We start from the raw sequence: 21,575 nt of genomic DNA on the forward strand, positions 1-21,575 counted from the left end.
AGTGTAGAGGGCGCGTTTGTAATCAGGGCGCGTTTCCTCTAATCCGCGGTTAAACAACAAATACTCACCTAAGCTGGCAAATAACATTTATCCACTTATAAAAACAGCAAGAAAAGGCAGGATTGAGACACCATGGCCACTTCTGATTCCCCGTCCATTTTCATCTCCGGCGGCGCGCAGGGCATTGGCCGCGCGGTGGCCGAGAAGTTCCTGGCTGCAGGCTGGACCGTCGGCGTCTACGACATCAATGAGGATGCCCTGGCGAAGCTCAAGGCTGAGCGCCCGGAGGTAATCGTCGGCAAGCTGGACGTGACGGACTTTAAGCAGTGGGAGGACGCGCTTGCGGACTTCACCTCCCACACCGGCGGCAAGCTGACGGTGCTGGACAATAACGCGGGCATCATCGGCGATGGCGATATCACCGACCAGTCGCCGGAGATTATTCGCGCGCAGGTGGACATCAACTGCACCGGCCTGACGCTGGGTGCGAAGGCGGCACATCCGTACCTGAAGCGCACCAAGGGGTCTCACCTGGTCAACATGGGTTCGGCTTCGGGTATCTACGGCCAGCCGCACATCGCGCCGTACTCTGCGTCGAAGTTCTACGTCTCGGGTCTGACGCAGGCTCTGGATTTGGAATGGCGCAAGGACAAGATCCGCGTCGTCGCCATCATGCCGCTGTGGGCGAAGACCAAGCTGGCGGACGTTTCCGCTGGTTCGACCCGTCGTCTTGGCGTGCGCATCACGCCGGATCAGGTCGCTGATGCCGTGTGGAAGGCAACGCATCCGCAGAACTTCATTGAGCGCCAGCGCCACTTCTACTCGGTGTCGGCAGCGGACTTTATCCTGCGCTACCTGGGCAAGATTGGTCCGCAGTTCCTGTCCCGCCCGGTTAACGCAATCATCGCGGGTTAAGAGGCAAACTAGACCTATGCTCTTTGATCAGCTCCCGCGCGACGATGCCCGCATCACGCCGGGAGTTGTTCATCTTCCGGGGTGGCTTCCATTGGAGCGGCAGGCCGGCATCATCACGCAACTCCGCGACATCGCCCGCGACGTTGCCGGCACTCCCCTGGCCATGACTCGCCCGCAGCTCAAAAGTGGTCAGATGCAGGTCTTCATGCTGCACCTGGGGCGCATGTGGGCCACGAATCCGTACCGCTACGTCACGCACGCAGGCGGCGTTCGCGTCCCACCTGTGCCTGACAATTTGCTGCAGCTCGCCACCGAAGCACTCGGCGCTGCCGCGCTTTACGACGAATCCCTCAACCAGTGGCCCACCACTTTCCGGCCCGACATGGCGTTAGTCAACTACTACCCACCTGGGGCCACCATGGGGATGCACCAGGATCGCAACGAAAACTCCCCTGCGCCAATTGTGTCGCTCTCTATCGGCGATGAGGCTCTGTTCCGCATTGGCGGAACTGAAAACCGCAACAAACCCTGGGATGACGTGACTCTCGCCAGCGGGGATGTGATTGTGTTTGGTGGTCCCAAGCGGCTTGCATTTCATGGTGTGCCCAAGACTCGTCCGGACACTTTGCCTGAGGGGTGCGGGCTTAAAGAGGGCCGCATCAATATCACTTTTCGGCAAGTGGAAAACTCACACTAAACCGCGCAAGCCACCGACCGCTAGCCTAGACACATGCAGCGCACCACTTCCTCCATGCACGCACAGGCTGCCACCACGCAGACTCCTGCCCCACTCGACTGGCGCAGCCGGGTGCGTTTCTTTGTCGGCTCGTTCCCAGCTGCCGATCTCGCTATTGCGGCTGCTTTCCTGCTGTGCTGCTGGTTGAGCATGACGCCGCTATTTACTTATGGCCCGAGCTTCACTTATGTCACCAATGTGGTTCTGTCCGCGATGATTGCCGGCGCCGCAGCGTTTCGTCGTAAAGCAGTGCGTGCATCGTTTGTGATTACGTACAGTGCCCTAGCGGGCCTCGCCTTGCTGGTGTGGCTATCCCCGGTGAACCTTGGGGTAGACCCTATTATTGTTGCCGCCCCACTATCACTATGGGCTGTGACCAGGTGGGAACAGAATCGCACCTGGGGCATAGTTGGGCTCTTTTTAGGGTTGATTGGCAGTTTCCTCAACCCAGCGGTTCCAGCCTTCGGTTTTACTCCGGAACGGCTGTTGGTCTTCGGTCTGCCCGCGGTGCTCATCACGGCGAGCGCGTACGCAGTGCCGCTGTGGCTGCGCATCAACGCCGAGGAACATGCCGCGGAGTTGGAGAACGTCGTGGCGCTCAACAAGTTGGAGTTGTCCCGGGAGCTTCACGACGTCGTGGGGCACGGACTCACCTCTATTAAGGTTCAGGCCCAAACAGCGCTGTACCTGGCGGAGATGGATGACTCACGAGCGGAAAGCGCTGCTGAAAAGACCACGCTGGAAGGTATTGCCGAGACCGCAGAACAATCGTTGCGAGATGTGCATGCGCTTGTCGATGCACTACGTGAAGGCGGCGAGATTAGCGCTGATCCGAATGAGATTCCACGTCTGGTTGCGGCTGTTTGTCCGCCGGGTCGCAATGTTTCGGTGACTCTGCCGGAGTCTTATGAGGCGCTGGCGGATTGGCCACTCGCGAAGCGACTGACTCTGGTGCGGGCAGTGACGGAGTTGGCCGCGAATATGGCCAAGCACTCATCGGGGGCTGGTGAGCTGGCACTGATAATCAATCCACCTGCCGACGCTGATGACAGCCCGGCGCGGGTTCATTTGGTGACCGCAAACCGGGCTGAGAGCGAAACTTTGGACCCCAGGAAGCGAGCTGGTGCTGGCCTGATTGGTCTGGATGAACGCGTGGCGCAGCTCGGTGGCGAGATGACTTATGGTGAAAGCGACGGCATGTTCCGCGTCAGTATCCGCCTGTAAGCGGTTCAACCGAAGCAGGGCTGGCTGTCGAAACTGTCAAGAAAGACGAGCAATGGATGTAATTCGAGTATTAGTGGCTGAAGATCAGGCTCTGATTCGGCAGTCTTTCGCGCAGCTTATTGATGCCCACCCGCAGATGAAAGTCATTGGTGCCGTAGGCGACGGCGCCGAGGCTGTGCGTCTTGCCTCCGGTGCGGATGTGGTCGTCATGGACATTCGTATGCCCGTGATGGACGGTATCGAGGCCACGCGGCAAATCGTGCGAGGGGCATCGTCCGGAGGCGCGACCCACGCATCCGCTCCGAAAGTTCTGGTACTGACCACCTTCCGCGAAGAATCCCTCGTGCTCGGCGCTTTAGAAGCTGGGGCCGCAGGCTTTTTGCTCAAAGACTCCAATCCCCGTGAGCTGCTTTCGGCCATCATGCGTATCCACCGCGGTGAAGGAGTCATCGATCCGAAGGTGACGCCAATGGTGTTGCGACACGTTTCACCGCGCACGGCCCACTTCGAGCAGTCAGCAAGCGCTTCCTCGACACATGGCGCTGGCTCAGATCCCACCGACGCAGGAACCCAGTTCACACCCCGCGAACAGGAGATTTTGGACCTCGTCTGCCAGGGGCTTTCCAATGATGAGATCGCTCGCAGATTGGTGGTCGCCACGACGACCGTGAAAACCCATGTGAAAGCGCTACTAACAAAAACGGGCTCACGCAGTCGCGTGGATCTTGTCATTTGGGCTGCGAAAAACGGGCTGCTGTAGCTTCTCCTCACTGGTTCCGTCATCCTCGCTATCGCCTCTCCTCCCTGGGGAGGATATTTCCGCCATCTCATCCTCAGGGAGGGCGCGAATCGTGCCAAGCACTCCTATTACTTAAGGCATGAACGCACCAACTCCTACCTCAGACCCTTCCGCAGATGCCGCCGCTTCCCTCCTTCAGCTGCGCGGCATCACTGTCTCCTACGGCAAGAACGAACCTGTCCTAAACGGCCTCGATATGAGCGTCCGTGCCGGCGAGGTCTACGGACTATTGGGACTCAACGGCGCAGGTAAGTCCACGCTGATGAGCACTGTGCTTGGGCTAATTCCCTACTCCGGTGAAATCAGTATTGCGGGACGCCCGTGGTCCGTTGCCGACCTAGACCGCATCGGCGCCTCCATCAATGGCCCGGCGTTCTACCCACAACTCTCGGCCACCGACAACCTCAAAGTGCACGCACATTTGACCGGCACGGACAAGCACCGTATCGCCGAGGTCCTGGACATGGTCGGGCTTCATGCTGGTAACAAGCGCGCGCGTGCTTTCTCCACCGGCATGAAGGTTCGTCTCTCCCTGGCAATGGCTCTGCTTACCGACCCCGATATTGTGCTTCTCGACGAGCCCACCAACGGCCTCGATCCGGAAGCTATCGTGGGCCTGCGCACCTTGTTGCGAAATCTCGCCGCTAGTGGCAAGGCCGTCGTGGTGTCCTCCCATCAACTCGGAGAGGTCGAAAAGAGCGTTGACCACCTTGGCGTCCTTGCTGGGGGCCGGCTGGTCTACGAAGGCCCGCTGACTGACTTTGCGGCTGCTGGTCAATCCCTCGAGCAGGCTTTCTTTGCCGCAGTAGGTGTTGCCCGATGAGCGCTCAACCGCACACACGCACTCTTAACACGCGCGCTGTTCCTACGCGCCACTACTTCCGCGCCGAACTACTGCGGGCGAAGTGGTCGCTCACCATGTTCCTGCCCATCATCATGGTGGCAATCGCTCTGGTCAGCATGGTTTTTTCTAGAGGTGTCGATGCCACCGCCATGGCGAGTGCCCACATCTACTCACTTATCCTGCTTCCTCCCCTGGCTGCTATTACGTCCGTCATTGGCCAAAACCGTGAAGAAAAGCTCCGCCAAGGTGGCCTAATCTGGCGCAATATCTCGAGCACTCGAGTGCTCCTGGCACGCGCAGCCACTGTCATCGCCTCCACGGCCCTCGGCCACGCACTGATGGCCGCTCTCCTTGCCCGGAGCGTGAGCACCGCATTGCAATTCACGATCTTCAACACGTTGTCATTCTTCGTGTTCTGGGCATTCGGCCTTGCCCTATGGCGCCTTGTGCCACGCGCAGCTCTCTTCCTTGCGCCGCTGACTGCCATCGCTTGGGCCATCGCAGGAACACTGGATGCCATGAGCCCAAACTGGCAAGCTCTCCCGTGGACCTGGGCAATCCGCCCAACGTTACCTATTCACGGTGTGCAGGCTAATTCCATCACGGCTCCCGCAGACAGCGAAATCTGGGACATCGCCATCCTGCCGCCCGCGCTGCTGCATTTACTCCTCGGGCTAGGCTTCTTTGCCATCGCATTGGCTGCGCACGGAAAATCTGTCAGCTTGCCGACGGGCCGGGAACGCAGCACTTCGTCGTTAAGCCATGGCATGAGCGCGACCCTGCCCTGGCGCACCTGGTGGAGCCTCGCAGCACTGATGCTTGCCGGGCTTGCGGTCGTGCGTGTGGTGTGGAACCCGGAGTATGCGCTGGGGCTGCTGAGTTTCGTCTGCGTGCCGACGGCCGCAACCGTGGTCGCCATCATGACGTGGACCTCGCAAGCTGATGCCTGGCCAGCGCTGATGTATCGGCGCTCGCGCGGGAGCATCACGCTCCGACTGTTTGCCTTGGATATGGCATTTCTCGCGCCAGTGCTCGTGATTGCGGCGATTATCAGCGGCGCAGGCGGCGAAGCCAGCAGCGAGACCGACATCAACCCTTGGCCGTACCAGGCGGTCATCGCGCCTCTTGTGGCCGCAATGATTGTGGCCGTGACCGGATTGATTGCGCGTCGGAGTGTGGCAGCGGCGATTTTTGCCTCGGTCGCGCTCGGTGGTTGGGCGGTGATGGTTGGCGGTGATGTCCTCAGTGCCTCACCGCTGTGGTGGACCTCAGAATGGGGATGGACCTGGGTGGTCCGTGATTACCCCGAGCGGTGGCCGCTGATGGTTCTCGTATCCGCCATTGTGACCGGGGCATTCGTGGCCTGGGCGCGGGCAACGTCGCTGAAAGCCATCCGATTCCTGAGCTGACAGCGACGCTGACTGCAGCCACGCGCCAGCCCACCTACTCCTCGATAGCCTCGCGAACCTCTTCGACGCTGAGGTTGGAGTCTTCGATTTCCTCGCGAGCTTCCTTCTTCCGACCACGGCGAACAAGGCGGAAGATGCGCTTACGGCGAGAAGTCTCTTCGCTGATGCGCTCACGACCGCGCAGCCAGGCAATGAGCATGACGGTAATGAGCAGCAGCCCGATGTAGCCCAGGATTGGGTAGACCCAACCAATCAGGTTCTGGAAGCCCATGAAGCTCAAGGCGAAACCGAGCAGAACCAGACCAACGTAGACAATCTTGAACTTTTCCGGGTGATTTGCGGTGACGCGACGCCCCAGTGCGTAGAACATGCCAAGTGCCGTGTTGAAAATCATACCGAGAATAACCACGGCCATTGCCTGACCAAGCCACGGGTGCAAGCGGTTAATAACGGTGAGCATCGGCACGGCATCAGTGGCGACGGTACCAACAGTGTGGAACAGCGTGATGGTGGTAATCAGCAGCATTGCGGAGTACACCAAACCGCCAACGAAACCACCGGCACCTGCAGCGCGGGGATTGAACAGGTTGCCGCCAATAACAATCGCCATGGAGACCGCAACCATCAGGTTAAAACCGACATAGTTCACTGCGGCGACAACCCAGTTCGGCAGAGTAGTCGGGACTTCTGCGATGGCAGCTGCCTGCTCCGCGGCCGGGGTGGCATCGGTAAACGCCAGCGTATAAATACTGGCCAGTAGGATAAAGCCAACGATAAACGGCGTGATGGAACCGATCACAGTGGTCACGCGATCGACGTCGAGGAAACCGGCTGCGATGGTCACTAGCACCATCATCACGGCACCAATCCACACGGGGATGCCCCACTGCTGCTCCATGTTGGCACCGGCACCGGCGAACATAACGAACCCCGTGGCGAAGAGCGTGATAATCACGCCGATGTCCAGTACTCGCGAAAAGATGGGATGCGATACGCGTCGGAATACTTCACCGTGCTCGGAGGCCTGGAAGTAGCTTCCCAGCTGCAGAATAATCATTGCCATCAGGCTCATGATCACCGCTGAGAGAACGGCACCCCAGACACCATCGATGCCAAAGGCGACGAAGTATTGCATGATTTCCTGACCCGTCGCAAAGCCCGCGCCGACGACTACGCCGACGAAAGCAAATGCAACGCGCAGTACTTGCTTCACCACAAGGGTTCACTCCTGTTCAACTATCTGATTGATATAACCACCTTACTTTTCTCAGTGCGTTTTACTAATCGCGATTAAGCGTTCTACGAAATTTCGCCTTTAAATCCCGCAGGCCACGCCGGTTGAATGCACCGGGCAGTAGCCGTTCGGATTCTTAAACAAGTACTGCTGGTGCTCGTCCTCGGCTCGGTAGTACTCCCCTGCCGGAGTCTCCGACAGTGGCTTAATCTCGGTGGTGATGGGGCCCAGGCCAGCATCGGCAAGCTTCGGCGCGTACGCATCGGCGATTTCTTGCGCCCGGCGCGCCTGCTCGGGCGTCGTCGTGTAAATCGCGGAACGGTATTGCGTGCCAACATCATTACCCTGACGGTAGCCCTGCGTGGGGTCATGGGCCTCGAAAGCCTTCGCGATCAGCTGGTCGAAGCTAATCTGCTCCGGGTCGTAGACGACCTCCACAATCTCAGTGTGGTTGGTGCGCCCAGTGCAGGATTCGCGGTAAGTAGGATTTGGCGTCACGCCACCGGCGAACCCGACCGACGTACTGAGCACGCCCGGGGTTTCCCAAAACAGCTTCTCAGCACCCCAGTAGCAGCCGATACCGATGTAGACAACCTCCTGGCCATCCTCCCATGGGCCGGTAATAGGCGTGCCGAGCACCGCATGTGGCTTCGGATTCTCCAGCACCGGGTGCGAGCCGCCCTTTAGCGCCTCACCTTCCGGCACAAGCTCCGCCGACCTACCAAAGAACCAACCCATCTTCGATGCCTTCCTATCTGTGTTTCTATCTACGACTTCCTACGGTCTGCGCAACGCGTCCGCGGCAGCGATTGTTCCGCCCCCCTGTCACCACCGCCACACTCACGTTTCACACGCCTCGTCACCAGAAACTACGGCACAACACGGGCTATGGTTTGGATTGTGCGTACGCTCAGCCTGCTTTCCGTCAATCCCCACGACCCGACCGCTATCCTGCCCGATCTCCGTGCCGCGCTGGACGGCGAGGTCTCGCTGCTTCCCGTTCCGCTTCACGACGGCACGCGAGCCTCAATCTTGCGGAACTCGCAACGCGCAGGTGAGCCAATTGATGAGTCCATCGCACTTGTTGTCGGCACCTCCGGTTCCACCGGCACACCGAAGGGTGCACAACTGACGGTGGATAACTTGGTCTCCTCTGCTACCGCTACACATCAGTGGCTCGGTGGTGAAGGACAGTGGCTGCTGGCGATGCCGGCCTACCATATCGCTGGCCTGCAGGTTCTCATTCGTTCGCTGCTCGCGGGCACGGACCCGGTCTGCGTGGATGTGACAGACGGTTTTGATGTAGCCGCATTCGCCGACGGCGCCGAGGCCCTCACTAGTGCCGGTGCCGGCGACCGCGCCTACACTTCGCTGGCTCCCATGCAGCTGGCGAAGGCCATGGAAGAACCCTTTGGCGTGGCAGCCCTGCGTCTCTTCGACGCCATCCTCGTCGGCGGCGCGGCCTTGAACCCACAGGTGGCAGCACGCGCGGAAGAGCTCGGCATTAACATCGTGACCACCTATGGTTCTTCCGAGACGGCCGGCGGCTGTGTCTATGACGGCCAGCCCATCGAAGGTGCACAGGTCGCTATCGAAAATGGTCGCGTCTGGCTCGGCGGGCCGATGATTGCACACGGTTACCGCAATGCGCCCGGTCACGAGGCCTTTTCCAAACCTGGTTGGTTCGCCACCTCCGATGCGGGCGAAATCCGCGGCGGTCGGCTCATCATTACGGGACGCTTGGACACCATCATCGACTCCGGCGGGCTGAAACTGCACCCCGAAGTCCTCGAGCGTGAACTGCTCGCCATCGATGGCGTTACGGGAGCCTGCGTGGTCGGCGTGCCACACCCACGGCTCGGCCACGCCATTGTCGCAGCGTATGAAGGAACCGCTGAGCTCAGCGATGTCATGGACGGCCTCGGCGATTCTGAAGACGCTGGGCGCATCAATCACTGGATGATTCCGAAGGATCTGCGTCGCGTGGAGGCCCTGCCACTGATTGGGCCGGGCAAGGTCGACCGGAAGAAAGTCGCGGCGCTCTTTTAATCTTTTGCCTTCCAGCCTTTAAGCCGCTCGAACCCGCATTAGTTCAAGGCATTTGGTGTCACGTCCTATTATTAATTCATGTCTGAAGCACCAAAGAGTCCTGCAACGGCGTCGTTAAGCGATTGGCTGGAAGGCGCGCGCCCCCATACCTGGGCGAATGCGTTTGCGCCGGTCATCGTCGGTGTCGGAGCAGCATCGACGCACGCGCCGATTATCTGGGGACGCGCGGTGCTCGCGCTGGTTGTCGCGTGGGCGCTGATTGTGGGCGTGAACTTCGCCAACGACTATTCCGACGGCATCCGCGGCACTGACGATGACCGCTCAGGCCCGCTGCGCCTGACTGGTTCTGGGCTGGTGGAGCCGAAGGTCGTGAAGTACGCGGCGTTCGGCGCTTTTGGTGTCGCGGGTCTTGCCGGTGTGGCGCTGTCTCTGATGAGCGCGTGGTGGCTCATTCTGGTCGGTGCGCTGTGCATCGCGGCGGCGTGGTTCTACACCGGCGGCAAGAATCCCTACGGATACCGCGGCCTTGGCGAGGTCTCGGTCTTCGTCTTCTTCGGTCTCGTCGCGGTGCTCGGTACGGAGTTCACCCAGACCGGCTCCCTGTCCTGGGTCGGTCTGGCCTGCGCAATCGGTATCGGTTCGGTGTCCTCTGCCGTAAACCTGGCGAACAACTTGCGCGATATTCCCACCGACGCTGCCACCGGCAAGATCACCCTGGCAGTTCGCCTGGGCGACTTCCGCACTCGCATCGTCTGGCAGATTCTCTCCATCATGCCTGCCCTGGCCAGTATCTTTATCGCTTTCTGGCGCCCATGGGCGTTGGTGGGTCTGCTCATCGTGCCGCTGTGGGTGAAGGCTTCCGAGCCAATCCGCATGCATAAGAAGGGCAAGGAGCTCATCCCGGTACTGGGGCTTACCGGCAAGATGATGCTTGCCTGGTCCGTCATCACGGCACTCGCACTCGCACTCAGCTAAGGGGTACCGATGGACTTCCGCGCACTGACGCACAAGACGCTTGACGACGTCCAGAAGGCCGCAACCCGAGTAGGTGACACAGCAGCCAAGGCTCCAGCTTTCGTCCGCAGCGCTGCTCTGCGTTTGACCAGTTCGGGGCGTCGGCGACTGGCACTGGAGCACGGCGCGCTGCATTCACAGACCCGTGAACCGGGCCTGACGGATCTTACGGCCACCGGTGTAGTACATATCAAGACCACACCGGTCACAGCCGACATTGCGGCCAAGGATGACGAGCGAAAGGCCAGTGACAAACCAGATGCTGTCACCACCGATATTCCGGTGCACTGGTACGAGGTTGAGCCTGAGAGTCCCCCTAGTGCTCCCGCCAACGACCCCGTGACCATCGTCTTTATCCACGGCTTCACCCTGGCTGGCGAGTCCTGGTACCGGCAGTTCAACGCGCTGCGGAAGTCACACCCGGAAGCACGCCTGCTCACCATGGATCTACGCGGCCACGGCCAGACCGGCGCGGTTCCGGCTTCACTCTGCACGGTCGAAGGTGCCGCGGCCGATGCGCTGGCCGTGATTGCGGAGCGCGCCGCGACCGGAAAACTCATCGTGGTTGGGCATTCACTGGGCGGTTTGATCGCACTGCACATGGTGCGCGCTGCCGAGGAAAGTATTCGCCGTCGGATCGCAGGCGTAGTGCTGATTTCCACGTCTATCGACAAGCTTGCCGCCCAGGGGGTACCGCAGATTCTCGCGTCCCCGGTGGCGGATGCGGCGCGCAATGCGATTGAGTCCTCGCCGAAGGAGATCCGCAAGTTCCGCGAGGCAATCGCGTCACTGATGGCGCCGTCGTTGGCAGTTGCGGTGTTCGCCCGGCGCACGGACTACGAGATCATCGAGTTCCACGCGGCCATGATTAATGAAACACCGCTGGAAACTTTCGTGGGATACCTCGACGACCTGCAGGACCATGAAGAGTTCGCGGCCGGACCTCGCTTAGAGGGTCTGCCGGGAGCGGTACTGGTGGGCACGAAGGACGATGTCACTCCCCGCAAGCAAGCAGACCTAATTATGGAAAAGTGGCCGGATGCCGAGCTAGTTGAAGTCGACGGGGCCGGCCACATGTTGCCGCTGGAAGCTCCGGATGCGGTGAACCGGGCAATCGAGCGGGTGCTGGAGAAAGTTCAGAAAAGAAGCTAGAGCGGCAACGATAGCTGACTAGTGCCCTAGTTTTCCTCGCGGTCCTTAATCTGCTGCGCAATGTATTCCTTATGCGCGCGGCGGTTCTCCGACCACACTGCAACAGAGTCATTGGCCTGGACACGCAGCTTCGGGAACACAAACACCGACAGTGGCATCGCAATAATCAGCGCAAACACAGCCGTAATTGCGGCCGGAATCCGCACGCCAACAAGGTAGATAATCCCGAGCAGGATGAAGAACAGCACCAGGAACAGCAGCAGACGCGCAAGGCCGTACCAGAACAGTCCCTTCATGGCATTGCCGCGACCAGCATTCTTGGAGCTAGGAGCTGACTGCTTCGGAGCTGCTGGAGCCGAAGCCGGAGTCTGCGTCGACTCCCCTTCAGCCTCAGAAGCCAACTTGTCCTGCTCTGCTGGATTGGTCATTAAACCCTCACCTCTACGTATTACGCCTGTACTGCGCCCGACGTTGTTAGCGCCCCATGGCTGTTCGTGTCCAACGTTCCTTTGTACCCTAACGAACTCTGTACGCCGTACCGCCTGCGTTGCGATACCCCTCGTGGGCACTACGGGACTCGTTGCGTATTCTAGTCGGTAAATCCAGGAGGTTAGCTATTACATGGGTCGGCTCATTCTGCTGCTTTTCATCATCCTTGTCGTAGTCATGCTGTGGAAGGCATTTGGCCCCGGCAGTCGTGGCAACGGCATGCGGCGTATTTCTGCTCCGCAACCGGAGCCCCGCCCGCTTGCTCCTGACGATGATCCGGAGTTCCTCTGGAAGCTCAAGAAGGCCGAATTCGATCGCCGCAAGCGTGAGCAGGAGCTACAGGAACGGCGCGAACGCGACCCTCGCGACCGGGATAACCAGGGAGATAAACCAGATAGTCCCAATAGCCCTGATAATCCCAGCGAAACCGACTAAACGTCTTTGCCTCGCAGCAACAACTGCTGCAGGTACTCCCCGTAGCCGCTGGCGCTGAGGGCGTCGGCACGCACGCTAAGCGCTGCATCGTCGATGAATCCCATGCGCCACGCCACCTCTTCCGGCGAACCAATCTTTAAACCCTGGCGCTGCTCAATCGTGCGCACGAAATCGCCCGCTGCCATCAGATTGTCCACCGTGCCCGTATCCAGCCAGGCTGTCCCACGCGGCAGCACCTCTACCCGTAGTTTTCCGCGCTCCAAGTAGGCGCGGTTAACATCCGTGATTTCCAATTCGCCGCGTGACGACGGTTCCAGCGAGCGAGCTATTTCAACAACATCGGCGTCATAAAAGTACAAACCCGGCACCGCGAAGTGGCTGCGAGGTTTCTTCGGCTTCTCCTGAATTGCCACGGCCTTGCCGCTTTGGTCGAAGTCCACTACTCCATAGGCGGTGGGATCTGCGACCCAGTAGGCGAAGATTGCTCCGCCATCGACGTCATGGAAGCGACGCAGCTGCGTGCCCAGGCCGGCGCCGTAGAAGATGTTGTCGCCGAGGATGAGCGCAACGGAATCATCGCCGATGTGGTCAGCACCGATGATGAATGCTTCCGCGAGACCACGGGGCTCGTCTTGGGTGGCAAAGGTGAGGTTGAGACCCCACTGCGAGCCATCGCCAAGTAGGCGCTCAAACTGCGGGGCATCATGTGGCGTGGTGATGACGAGGATGTCCCTGATTCCCGCGAGCATCAGCGTGCTCAACGGGTAATAAATCATCGGCTTGTCATAGACGGGGACTAGCTGCTTGCTGACACCAAGCGTGATTGGAAACAGCCGAGAGCCCGTGCCACCTGCGAGGATGATGCCCTTCATAGTGCTCGCGCCTTTCTGCCCTACCGCCCAGCCGCTTCGTTGGCGATGGCCCACTCGTCGCGAGCCATGTTTTCGAGGTCCTTGCAGTCAAACTCACTGGGGAGCTTATTGCCTTCGGCCTCGAACTGCTCGATCGTCGGAGCTTTCTGATCGCGCTCGGAGAGAATCATATCCGCTTCGGTGAGATTTCCCTTGGCCAGCAGTGCGGCTAAATCAATTCCGAGAGTCGGGTCCTGGATGCTAACAGCGCGTTCAGCCTCCGGGTTGTAGCCGGTGGAAGTGAGGTAGGTGAGCACAGAGTTGTCGGCAAGCGAGACGAAACCATGTCCGATGCCGTTCGGGAGATAGACCACGCGGCGGGTCGTGCTGTCGAGCTCGAAGACCTCAACCTTGCCGAATGTGTCAGAGCCGCGACGCAGGTCAACCGCAATGTCGAGGATGTGGCCTACGGGGCACGTAACCAGCTTCGCCTGGCCGGGATGACCGTCTAGAGCGGTGCTGACGTCGGCGAAGTGAAGGCCACGGACAACGCCAGCGGCGGAGACACTCATGTTGGCCTGCTCCGGAAAGAACGGGTAGCCCGTGGCCTCGGCGAATGCGTCGAGGCGATACCACTCGTGGAAACTACCGCGGCTGTCGCCGTGGATGACCGGCTCGAAGGTGAAAACGCCGTCGATGGAAGTGGGCTGGAATGTGCTCTTAGGGCTCATGGGTAACAAGTGTAGACGCGGCGCCCGGGCTGAGGCTGTGGCACGCGTTTAGTGTGCACTGAGTGTGCGTTGGGAGTGCGCTAGGTGTGCCCCGACAGACGAACTACAACTCCTGCTCGCGCTCAGCGTAGCCAGCCTCAGCGGCATCGTAGGCCGCAGCCCACCAGGACTCGTTGGCGCGATACCAGTCGATAGTCTCGGCAAGGCCGACGGAAAAGTCTTGGTAGCGCGGTTGCCAGCCAAGGCTGCGGATGGATGCGGGATCAATTGCATATCGACGGTCATGCCCCGGGCGGTCAGTAACATGAACGAAGTCAGTGCGCGAGTGACCGAAGCCCTCCAGGATGTCTCCGACCACGTCGAGGTTGGAACGCTCGCCATCTGCACCGATGAGGTAGGTCTCCCCCACCTCGCCGGAATCCAAGATTGCCCAGACCGCGTCATTGTGGTCATCGACGTGAATCCAGTCCCGAACATTCTCGCCAGTGCCGTACACGCGAGGGCTACGACCGCGCAGCAGACCACAAATCTGCCGGGGAATCAGTTTCTCGGGATGCTGCCTAGGCCCGTAGTTGTTCGAGCAGTTACTAATCGTCGCCGCCAGCCCGAAGCTGCGCACCCACGCCCGGACAAAGTGGTCCGCTGAAGCCTTGGAGGCCGAGTAGGGGCTGGAGGGTTTGTACGCGGTGGCCGTCGTAAAGCGTGCTGGGTCGTCGAGAGCGAGATCACCGAAGACCTCGTCGGTGGAGACATGGTGGAGGCGAACGTCGTGGGTGGCGCAAGCCTTGGCCAGATTCACGGTGCCCATGACATTAGTGGTGACGAAGGGGTCGGCATCCACCAGCGAATTGTCGTTATGGCTCTCTGCGGCGAAGTGGACGACCACGTCGAAGCGGGGCACGAGGCGATCGATCAGCTCCGCGTCACGAACATCGCCGCGAATGATCTCACAGTCTGCGCCGTCCAAGCTCGCTGGGTTCGCGGCATAGGTGAAAGCGTCCAGCACCGTGACATTCACATCGGGCCGTGTAGCCAGAGTGCGGAGAACGAAGTTGGAACCAATAAAGCCGGCACCACCGGTGACGAGAACGCGCATGGAAGCGATTCTAGTTCACCCGGCGATGCCGGCTTTGTACAAGTGTGAAGACTTAGTTCAGACCAGCGTAGGAGTGCAGGCCCGAAACCACCATATTGATGAAGAAGAGGTTGAACACCATGGTGGCAAAACCGAAGATGTTGATCCACGCGGCCTTCGTATTACGCCAACCCGAAGTCGCGCGAGCGTGCAGGTACAGGGCGTAGATAATCCAGGAGATCAGAGCGGTGGTCTCCTTCGGGTCCCAGCCCCAGTAACGACCCCATGCGGACTCGGCCCAGATAGCGCCCAGCACAATGCCCAGACCGAACAGCGGGAAGGACCAAATAGCGGTGCGGTAAGCAATCGCATCCAGCTTTTGAGCATCCGGCAGTGGCGCGACCAGTTTGCCCAGGAAGCCCTTTTCCTTGCCCTCGCGGTTGTACATCCGCAGCATGTAGAGAATCGAGGCAACACCGGAAATCAGTGCGATACTGCACCCGATAGAAATAATCGAGACGTGAACCGGAATCCAAATCGACTGCAGTGCCGGCACCACCGGAGCAGCCTCAACATATAGGTTCTTACCACCGTAAAACATCAGCGCCAGAATCGGAGCCAACAGCCACGGCCAGAACACACGCATGGTTTCACGATGCAGTACGCCAGCTGCAATTGCCATAGCAAAGAGGATTGAAACTGATACGTACTCGTAGAGGTTGCCCCACGGGAAACGCTGCACGGCCAGGCCACGCAGCAGCACCGATGCAAAGTGCACGGCCACCCCGACGTAAATCAGCATTTCCGTCACAACGCCGAGTCGGTTCGTCAGCACCTGGTTCTTAGGCTCGCTTGCCGACGACTTCGTCGCCGACTCCCCCGAGTCAGCGACACTAGCAGTGGTAGCTCCATCACCAGCACCTGCGGTTACCAGCTCGCGTTCCGCAACCTGGCTTTTCGCTTCAGCGGCCGCGATACGACGACTGTAGTAGGCAATGGATACAACAAAGGCCACAAGATAAAAGGCGAAGGCCGTGAAGTACGACCAGTCCGAAAACTGCGCCAGTGTCTTATTGACGAGCATGTACTTGGCTCCAAAATGTGGAATTAGCGGAATACTTCTTCAAACCCTAGTACTAAAGCAGGACTAAGCAAAAGGGGACCGGGGACACGGGGGACGCAAAAATGCGCGGAGGCGCAATTCTCGCCCCCGCGCATTCACCCTGCAGTAATGATGGACCAGACTTAGTGGTCAGTTAGCTTTTGTCCTTGTCGTCCGCGCTCTCGTCGGTCGCAGCATTGTTGTCAGCAGCATCCTCGTCATCACTGTCACGTTCCAGGATGTCATCTACGATGTACTGGAACTCCTCGCCCCAACCTGCCTTGTCGGTGCGGGCAAGGCCACCGAACTCAACGCGAGTGCGGCCATCTTCCAGCGGGAACATGCGCACCCAAACACGTCGGCGCTTAATGCCCAACGAAAGAACCATGCCAGCCAATGCGGACACAGTCGCCACCAGCACCCAGAACTGCGTGGGATCGTGCGAAACCTGCAAGTTGACGAATTCCTTCGCACCGAGGAATTCAATCTTGGTGCCGTCGGCAAGCTCGGTGGATTCGCCCTGTTTGAGGTTGACACGGGCTTCCTTAGCCAGCTGACCCGAGTGCATCAGATCGCGGTCGAGGGAAAACAGCCCCTGCGAACGACCGGTGTCCAAGCCCGCGTCGCCGCGGTAGATGTCGACAGCCACGGCCGGGTCTTGCATCGCCGGGTAAGAGGACTGCAGCAGAGCACCCTTTTCACCAGTAAACTCCGCGGTCGGAGCGAACAGTCCCTCGATTGCAATCTGGTTCTGGCGGCGCTCGAACAAGTCCGGGTACATGCCCGCTGGTGGGTCGAAGCGCAGCGCCCCAGAGGACAGGAAGAAGGTCGGGTCATCCGGGCGGAACTGGACAATCGACGTACGCGACTCACCATTCGGCCAGGTCACCTTGAACGCAGGCGCAAAGCCGTGCCCCTGCAGGTAGACGCGGTCACCGGCGATGCGCAGAGGGTGGTTGACCTGCAGCGTGGTCTTCTCCCACTCATCGACAGGCTTACGCATATCCTCTTCTTCTGCGAATCGGATATGCGAGGTGAACATCTTGGCCTGGCCGTTCGGCAGGTAATCGGCAGCAAAGTCCTCCACCTGAATACAGAATGGGTTCAAAGTCGTACCGTCGAAGGTGTTTCCCGAGCGCAGCGAGTCATAGTTTGCCGCTGCGGTGTTACAGAACGGAACGCCCACCGCGCTGTTGACGTTGTCATCAGAAATTTCGGTGCCGGTGTTGGTCATCAAAATGACCTGGCCCTCGTAATAGATCATGCGTCCCAAGCCGACGATGATAATCAGCAGCGCAATGCCCAGGTGGAACACCAGGTTGCCGAACTCACGCAGGTAGCCCTTCTCCGCAGAAAAGGAGCGCGCCCCAGCGCGATCTTCATCTGCTGGAGTTTCCGTCAATGCCCACTTGTTCAGGCGCTCACGCACCCGCTCAGAAACCTCGTCCGCGGAAGCATCGACCACGGCTTCGTCGTGAAGCGGAAGACGCGCCAACCGTTTCGGTGCCCTGGCCGGCGGTGTCTTCATGGCCTTGTAGTGGTCGATGGTGCGCGGAATAATGCAGCCGACCAGGGAAATCAGCAGTAACGCCACGATGGCGACGAACCAGACGGACGAGAAGACATCGAAAAGCTGCAGCTTATCCATGATCTCGGCGGTCTTGCCGTTGGCGGCAAGATACTGGTCGACCTTGTCCTTATTCAGCGAGCGCTGCGGCAACAGGGCACCCGGAACCGCTGCGAAAGCGAGGATGAACAGCAGAATCAGCGCCGTGCGCATGCTGGTCAACCAGTTCCAGACCTGCTGGAAGGGCTGTCGTACCTTATTCCAATTCACCGACATCGAAGAAATCTTTCACTAAATTGGCGTTACCGTATCAGTAATAAAAGCGGCCTGAACCCAGGCAACAAAAACATCCCACAGTCCCGTGACCAGGGCAATTCCGACCAGCACCAGCGCCACACCACCGATGAGCTGAATGGTTCGCGAGTGCTTACGCAGGAAGTCCACTCCACGCATCGCACGTGCCGACCCCAGCGCCACCAAAATGAACGGCAGCCCCAGCCCCAGGCAGTAAGCGATAATCAGCGCCACTCCCCTGGCCGCAGTCATGCCCTGTGTACCTGCGGACACCGAAATAATTGCAGTCAGCGTCGGTCCCAGACACGGCGTCCACCCCAGCGCGAACACCGCGCCGAGCAGTGGCGCTCCCAGCCACGTGGTCCAGCGCTTCGGCGCCATGCGGGTGTCTTTCTGCAGCGCTGGCACCATGCCCATGAAGGCAAGTCCCATCACGATGGTCACCACGCCACCAACAATCGTCAGCGTGCGCGCCTGCAAACGCAACGTGGACACGAGCCCGAAAATCGAGGCCGACCCCAGCACGAAAATGACAGTAAAGCCCAACACGAACAGCAACGCGGCGAGGCCGACGCGGGCAGTCGAGGAACGCTGGCCACGGCCTCCATCGCCGTCATGCTTATCGACGGCGGTTGCGTCCGCAACTCCCGTCGTCACGCCATTGCCCTGCGCCCCCGATGCTCCGGAAATACCGGTGAGATAGGAGACGTAACCGGGCACGAGCGGAATGACGCACGGGCTGGCGAAAGAGACGAGACCGGCCAGTGCAGCGGCAAGCAGCCCCAACACAATGGGACCGCCGGTGGCGACGTCCGCGAACTGCTGGCCGATGCCATCGGCAAGATAGATCGTGTCCATGGCAAGAGTTGACATGCCGGGGCCTAGCCCTCCGCCTTCACTTCATTGACGGCCTTCATCAGCATCGTGTGATCGACCTCGCGGAGGAAGACCTTCGCCGGGCGGTGCTGCTTGTCCAGGATGATGGTCGTCGGAATCACCGACGCCGGGATACCACCGAGCGCACCGGCGTTGACGAATGCCGGGTCATAGATGGACGGGTAAGTAATACCGTTGTCCTTCACAAAGTCGATGGGGGCTTGGCGGACATTGTCGCGGACGTTAATGCCGAGGACGGTGCCAATTCCCTGCTCTTCCATCTGTTCCTGAACGTACTGCAGGTCATCTGACTCGGAGCGGCACGGGGCGCACCACTGACCCCAGGCGTTCAGAACAACAATCTGGTCCTTGAAGTCATCGAGGGAGATCTTCTTGTCGTCGTCCTCCAGAGAAGGACCGAAGACATTGCCGACCGGCTTGCGTTCCTCCGGTGCGTAGTCAATGATTTGCTGACCACCCGGAGAAACGAACTCGAACTGACCGCCGACGGCAACGGCGTCGTGTCCCACTGACTCTCCGGGGTTACATGCCGCGAGCGATAGAGACAGAGTTGCTGCCGCCAGCGTTGCTGCAATTCGGGACGATGAGACCTTGGCCACCTGGGGTGCCACCTTCCGGGGTCAGTGAAACTTCAACAAAACTATTTATTCACCTTACAGGTGACCGGCCGGCTCACTGTAGCGCACGTCGACAATGGTGTCTCCGACGAAGACCAAGGAGGTTACGCTGGCCAGATCACACCGCCTGGTCGCCGGGTTGTGGGCGAGCTTCAAGTACCGCGCACGACGCTGAGCTGCGATGATGCATAGCTGGTGCGTCACCAGCACTGCTTCCGCGCCCTCGGCGGCCTCGCGGGCTCGCTCGATCGCGTGGAACATACGGTCCGCGATCTCGTCGTAGGGCTCGCCCCAGCTGGGAATGCTCGGACGACGCAGTCGCGGCCAGTACTTCGGATTCCACAGTGCGGAATCAATGCCCTTGATGTGCAAGCCCTCGAAGGAGTTACCCGCCTCCAGCAAATCTTCATCCAGGATTGGCTTCGTGCCAATTACCTCGGTGAATGGCCGTGAGGTTTCCTGGGTGCGCTGCAGCGGAGAGCAGGCGAAGTAGCGGATGTCGTGGCCTTCGAAGGACGAGGCCGTGGCCGCTGCCTGGCGCTGACCGCGCTCCGACAGGTGCCAGCCGGGCAGACGTCCGTAGAGAATCTTATCCGGGTTATAAACCTCGCCATGGCGGACGAGATGCACAACCGTGGTCTTGGCGTGCTTCGTTGCGCGCTTAGCTGCCTGATTCTCCGGCTGTACCGGCTGCGCGGCCTGCGGCGCTGCCTGCGGTGTGGCTTGCTGTGCTGCCTGCTGCGCGGCCTGCGAATTGGTCTTGTTCGACACGTGTCACCTACTCCGGCTTGGCGGCTGCCGCCGCCTCGGCCGCGCGGGTTACTGCACGCTCGATGATTTCGAAGTCTGCGTCGGTGAGTGCGGCGGAGACGAACCAGGTCTCGTAGCAAGAAGCCGGCGGGTAGACACCATTGGCCAGCAGAGCGTGGAAGAAGGCCGGGTAGCGGAAAGTATCCGCTGCCTGCATCTGCTCAAAGTTGTGCCCCTCGCCCTCGGCGAAGCGCGGCGAGAGCATCGTGCCCGCACGCTGAATGTGGTGAGCCACGCCCTGCTTGGTCAGGGCATCGGACAGAATCGTGGCCAGGCGATCCGCATTGGCCGCAACGGTGTCATAGACATCCTTCGTGGCGTTTTCTAGGTTGGCCAGGCCAGCTGCCATAGCGACCGGGTTACCGGAGAGTGTGCCTGCCTGGTACACCGGACCGTTCGGAGCCAGGTACTCCATGATGTCGCGGCGACCGCCGAAGGCAGCGGCCGGCAAACCACCGGAGACGACCTTGCCGAACGTGGTCAGGTCACCGGCCACACCATCAATGCCGTACCAGCCGTTGTAGGAAGCGCGGAAGCCAGTCATAACCTCATCGAGGATCAGCAGAGCGCCGTCTGCGTGACAGACTTCCTTCAGCTTCGCGTTGAAGTTGTCCTGCGGTGCGACGGTACCCATGTTGCCCGCTGCCGCCTCAGTGATGACACAGGCAATCTCGCCCGGGTTCTCAGCGAATGCGGCCTTGACCGCCTCAATGTCGTTGTAAGGAACAACAATGGTGTCGGCAGCCGATGCACCGGTGACACCCGGCGAATCCGGCAGACCGAAAGTAGCGACACCAGAACCGGCCGATGCCAGCAGCGCGTCCACGTGACCGTGGTAGCAGCCGGCGAACTTGATGATCTTGGAACGGCCAGTGAAACCGCGAGCCAGGCGAACTGCGGACATGGTGGCCTCAGTGCCGGAGTTGACCAGACGCACCTCATCTACCGACGTGCGTTCAACGATGTGACGAGCCAGGTCGGTCTCAGCCGTCGTCGGAGCGCCGAAAGACAACCCGCGAGTGGCGGCACTCTGAACGGCTTCCACCACTGCCGGGTGGGCGTGGCCCAGAATCATTGGACCCCACGAGCAGACCAAGTCCACATATTCGTTGCCATCAACATCCACGAGACGAGAGCCCGCGGCGTGGTCAATGAAACGTGGGGTGCCACCGACGGAACCGAAGGCGCGGACCGGCGAGTTCACGCCACCCGGCGTCACTGACTGAGCCTGCGTAAAGAACTCTGCCGAACGCTCGGTGAGCTCAACGTTTTCTGGGACATGAGGAGCATTAATGTCTTGAGTCACGGTGACCATCGTAGACGGCCACTCG

22 protein-coding genes are annotated in these 21,575 nt (G+C 60.0%); 10 read left to right on the top strand and 12 right to left on the bottom strand.

The genetic code is table 11. From position 1 onward, the window contains the following. The first annotated feature begins 132 nt into the window (after positions 1-132). From HMPREF2847_RS05580 to HMPREF2847_RS05605, 6 genes are all read left to right on the top strand, one after another. Positions 133-915: an SDR family oxidoreductase gene (locus HMPREF2847_RS05580; protein WP_048759274.1), complete on the top strand. Its 783-nt coding sequence runs from the start codon at positions 133-135 to the stop codon at positions 913-915. A 16-nt stretch (positions 916-931) separates the two neighbouring features. Then, positions 932-1,612, top strand: coding sequence for an alpha-ketoglutarate-dependent dioxygenase AlkB family protein (locus HMPREF2847_RS05585; RefSeq protein ID WP_070851758.1), 681 nt, complete (start codon positions 932-934; stop codon positions 1,610-1,612). 33 nt (positions 1,613-1,645) lie between these two features. Beyond that, positions 1,646-2,875 carry a sensor histidine kinase gene (locus HMPREF2847_RS05590; protein ID WP_070851759.1) on the top strand — a complete coding sequence of 410 codons (1,230 nt, stop codon included), beginning with the start codon at positions 1,646-1,648 and terminating at the stop codon, positions 2,873-2,875. A gap of 52 nt (positions 2,876-2,927) precedes the next feature. Next, complete coding sequence (locus tag HMPREF2847_RS05595; RefSeq protein WP_070851760.1) at positions 2,928-3,635, top strand: response regulator; 708 nt, start codon at positions 2,928-2,930, stop codon at positions 3,633-3,635. A 118-nt stretch (positions 3,636-3,753) separates the two neighbouring features. After that, the gene (locus HMPREF2847_RS05600; RefSeq protein WP_070560785.1) at positions 3,754-4,497 is read left to right on the top strand and encodes an ABC transporter ATP-binding protein; all 744 of its coding nucleotides are present in this window, start codon (positions 3,754-3,756) and stop codon (positions 4,495-4,497) included. After that, complete coding sequence (locus HMPREF2847_RS05605) at positions 4,494-5,927, top strand: ABC-2 family transporter permease (protein WP_070851761.1); 1,434 nt, start codon at positions 4,494-4,496, stop codon at positions 5,925-5,927. The genes HMPREF2847_RS05600 and HMPREF2847_RS05605 overlap by 4 nt, the downstream gene beginning before the upstream one ends. 34 nt (positions 5,928-5,961) lie before the next feature. On the opposite strand, the gene HMPREF2847_RS05610 is transcribed toward HMPREF2847_RS05605, so the two are convergent. Beyond that, positions 5,962-7,143, bottom strand: coding sequence for a YkvI family membrane protein (locus HMPREF2847_RS05610; protein ID WP_070851762.1), 1,182 nt, complete (start codon positions 7,141-7,143; stop codon positions 5,962-5,964). 99 nt (positions 7,144-7,242) lie between these two features. Next, positions 7,243-7,899, bottom strand: coding sequence for a peptide-methionine (S)-S-oxide reductase MsrA (gene msrA, locus HMPREF2847_RS05615; RefSeq protein ID WP_070851763.1), 657 nt, complete (start codon positions 7,897-7,899; stop codon positions 7,243-7,245). Positions 7,900-8,049: 150 nt separating this feature from the next. On the opposite strand from msrA, the gene menE reads away from it, so the two are divergent. The 3 genes from menE (at position 8,050) to HMPREF2847_RS05630 (ending at position 11,376) form a co-directional block, all read left to right on the top strand. Further along, positions 8,050-9,210, top strand: coding sequence for an o-succinylbenzoate--CoA ligase (gene menE / locus HMPREF2847_RS05620; RefSeq protein WP_070851764.1), 1,161 nt, complete (start codon positions 8,050-8,052; stop codon positions 9,208-9,210). A gap of 78 nt (positions 9,211-9,288) precedes the next feature. Further along, the gene (locus tag HMPREF2847_RS05625) at positions 9,289-10,185 is read left to right on the top strand and encodes a 1,4-dihydroxy-2-naphthoate polyprenyltransferase (protein ID WP_070851765.1); all 897 of its coding nucleotides are present in this window, start codon (positions 9,289-9,291) and stop codon (positions 10,183-10,185) included. A 9-nt stretch (positions 10,186-10,194) separates the two neighbouring features. Further along, complete coding sequence (locus HMPREF2847_RS05630; RefSeq protein WP_083327327.1) at positions 10,195-11,376, top strand: alpha/beta fold hydrolase; 1,182 nt, start codon at positions 10,195-10,197, stop codon at positions 11,374-11,376. A 26-nt stretch (positions 11,377-11,402) separates the two neighbouring features. On the opposite strand, the gene HMPREF2847_RS05635 is transcribed toward HMPREF2847_RS05630, so the two are convergent. Then, positions 11,403-11,804 (bottom strand): DUF4229 domain-containing protein, encoded by a 402-nt coding sequence (locus HMPREF2847_RS05635; RefSeq protein WP_070851766.1) that lies wholly within the window; start codon positions 11,802-11,804, stop codon positions 11,403-11,405. A gap of 193 nt (positions 11,805-11,997) precedes the next feature. Here HMPREF2847_RS05635 and HMPREF2847_RS05640 point away from each other — a divergent pair, with 193 nt between their 5' ends. After that, on the top strand, positions 11,998-12,300 hold the full coding sequence (locus tag HMPREF2847_RS05640) for a hypothetical protein (RefSeq protein WP_070851767.1): 303 nt from the start codon (positions 11,998-12,000) through the stop codon (positions 12,298-12,300). On the opposite strand, the gene rfbA is transcribed toward HMPREF2847_RS05640, so the two are convergent. From rfbA to hemL, 9 genes are all read right to left on the bottom strand, one after another. After that, positions 12,297-13,172: a glucose-1-phosphate thymidylyltransferase RfbA gene (gene rfbA / locus HMPREF2847_RS05645; RefSeq protein ID WP_048759301.1), complete on the bottom strand. Its 876-nt coding sequence runs from the start codon at positions 13,170-13,172 to the stop codon at positions 12,297-12,299. The genes HMPREF2847_RS05640 and rfbA overlap by 4 nt on opposite strands. A 20-nt stretch (positions 13,173-13,192) precedes the next feature. Further along, positions 13,193-13,882 (bottom strand): dTDP-4-dehydrorhamnose 3,5-epimerase family protein, encoded by a 690-nt coding sequence (locus tag HMPREF2847_RS05650; RefSeq protein WP_070851768.1) that lies wholly within the window; start codon positions 13,880-13,882, stop codon positions 13,193-13,195. Between the two features lie 103 nt (positions 13,883-13,985). Beyond that, entirely contained in the window at positions 13,986-14,978 is a 993-nt protein-coding gene (gene rfbB / locus HMPREF2847_RS05655; RefSeq protein ID WP_070851769.1) for a dTDP-glucose 4,6-dehydratase, read from the bottom strand. Positions 14,979-15,030: 52 nt separating this feature from the next. Beyond that, a complete protein-coding gene (gene ccsB, locus HMPREF2847_RS05660; protein ID WP_070851770.1) occupies positions 15,031-16,041 on the bottom strand; it encodes a c-type cytochrome biogenesis protein CcsB in 1,011 nt (336 codons plus the stop codon). A 172-nt stretch (positions 16,042-16,213) separates the two neighbouring features. Then, on the bottom strand, positions 16,214-17,902 hold the full coding sequence (locus tag HMPREF2847_RS05665; protein WP_070851771.1) for a cytochrome c biogenesis protein ResB: 1,689 nt from the start codon (positions 17,900-17,902) through the stop codon (positions 16,214-16,216). Between the two features lie 15 nt (positions 17,903-17,917). After that, positions 17,918-18,778, bottom strand: coding sequence for a cytochrome c biogenesis CcdA family protein (locus tag HMPREF2847_RS05670; RefSeq protein WP_070851772.1), 861 nt, complete (start codon positions 18,776-18,778; stop codon positions 17,918-17,920). Positions 18,779-18,801: 23 nt separating this feature from the next. Next, entirely contained in the window at positions 18,802-19,416 is a 615-nt protein-coding gene (locus HMPREF2847_RS05675) for a TlpA disulfide reductase family protein (protein ID WP_070851773.1), read from the bottom strand. Positions 19,417-19,470: 54 nt separating this feature from the next. Continuing rightward, entirely contained in the window at positions 19,471-20,064 is a 594-nt protein-coding gene (locus tag HMPREF2847_RS05680) for a histidine phosphatase family protein (RefSeq protein WP_070851789.1), read from the bottom strand. A gap of 148 nt (positions 20,065-20,212) precedes the next feature. After that, positions 20,213-21,559, bottom strand: a complete 1,347-nt coding sequence (hemL, locus tag HMPREF2847_RS05685; RefSeq protein ID WP_070851774.1) for a glutamate-1-semialdehyde 2,1-aminomutase — start codon at positions 21,557-21,559, stop codon at positions 20,213-20,215. Positions 21,560-21,575: the final 16 nt, after the last annotated feature.

This window comes from Corynebacterium sp. HMSC074C03, assembly GCF_001838285.1.
In the GTDB taxonomy this organism is placed as follows: domain Bacteria; phylum Actinomycetota; class Actinomycetes; order Mycobacteriales; family Mycobacteriaceae; genus Corynebacterium; species Corynebacterium amycolatum.

Excerpts from the sequence above, each read along its gene's own strand:
- HMPREF2847_RS05630 (WP_083327327.1), top strand. The coding sequence starts at position 10,195 with ATGGACTTCCGCGCACTGACGCACAAGACGCTTGACGACGTCCAGAAG.
- HMPREF2847_RS05580 (WP_048759274.1), top strand. The coding sequence starts at position 133 with ATGGCCACTTCTGATTCCCCGTCCATTTTCATCTCCGGCGGCGCGCAG.
- HMPREF2847_RS05595 (WP_070851760.1), top strand. The coding sequence starts at position 2,928 with ATGGATGTAATTCGAGTATTAGTGGCTGAAGATCAGGCTCTGATTCGG.
- HMPREF2847_RS05670 (WP_070851772.1), bottom strand. The coding sequence starts at position 18,778 with ATGGACACGATCTATCTTGCCGATGGCATCGGCCAGCAGTTCGCGGAC.
- ccsB (WP_070851770.1), bottom strand. The coding sequence starts at position 16,041 with ATGCTCGTCAATAAGACACTGGCGCAGTTTTCGGACTGGTCGTACTTC.
- HMPREF2847_RS05600 (WP_070560785.1), top strand. The coding sequence starts at position 3,754 with ATGAACGCACCAACTCCTACCTCAGACCCTTCCGCAGATGCCGCCGCT.
- menE (WP_070851764.1), top strand. The coding sequence starts at position 8,050 with ATGGTTTGGATTGTGCGTACGCTCAGCCTGCTTTCCGTCAATCCCCAC.
- rfbA (WP_048759301.1), bottom strand. The coding sequence starts at position 13,172 with ATGAAGGGCATCATCCTCGCAGGTGGCACGGGCTCTCGGCTGTTTCCA.
- HMPREF2847_RS05665 (WP_070851771.1), bottom strand. The coding sequence starts at position 17,902 with ATGTCGGTGAATTGGAATAAGGTACGACAGCCCTTCCAGCAGGTCTGG.
- msrA (WP_070851763.1), bottom strand. The coding sequence starts at position 7,899 with ATGGGTTGGTTCTTTGGTAGGTCGGCGGAGCTTGTGCCGGAAGGTGAG.
- HMPREF2847_RS05605 (WP_070851761.1), top strand. The coding sequence starts at position 4,494 with ATGAGCGCTCAACCGCACACACGCACTCTTAACACGCGCGCTGTTCCT.
- HMPREF2847_RS05585 (WP_070851758.1), top strand. The coding sequence starts at position 932 with ATGCTCTTTGATCAGCTCCCGCGCGACGATGCCCGCATCACGCCGGGA.
- hemL (WP_070851774.1), bottom strand. The coding sequence starts at position 21,559 with ATGGTCACCGTGACTCAAGACATTAATGCTCCTCATGTCCCAGAAAAC.
- HMPREF2847_RS05625 (WP_070851765.1), top strand. The coding sequence starts at position 9,289 with ATGTCTGAAGCACCAAAGAGTCCTGCAACGGCGTCGTTAAGCGATTGG.
- HMPREF2847_RS05590 (WP_070851759.1), top strand. The coding sequence starts at position 1,646 with ATGCAGCGCACCACTTCCTCCATGCACGCACAGGCTGCCACCACGCAG.
- rfbB (WP_070851769.1), bottom strand. The coding sequence starts at position 14,978 with ATGCGCGTTCTCGTCACCGGTGGTGCCGGCTTTATTGGTTCCAACTTC.
- HMPREF2847_RS05635 (WP_070851766.1), bottom strand. The coding sequence starts at position 11,804 with ATGACCAATCCAGCAGAGCAGGACAAGTTGGCTTCTGAGGCTGAAGGG.
- HMPREF2847_RS05640 (WP_070851767.1), top strand. The coding sequence starts at position 11,998 with ATGGGTCGGCTCATTCTGCTGCTTTTCATCATCCTTGTCGTAGTCATG.
- HMPREF2847_RS05650 (WP_070851768.1), bottom strand. The coding sequence starts at position 13,882 with ATGAGCCCTAAGAGCACATTCCAGCCCACTTCCATCGACGGCGTTTTC.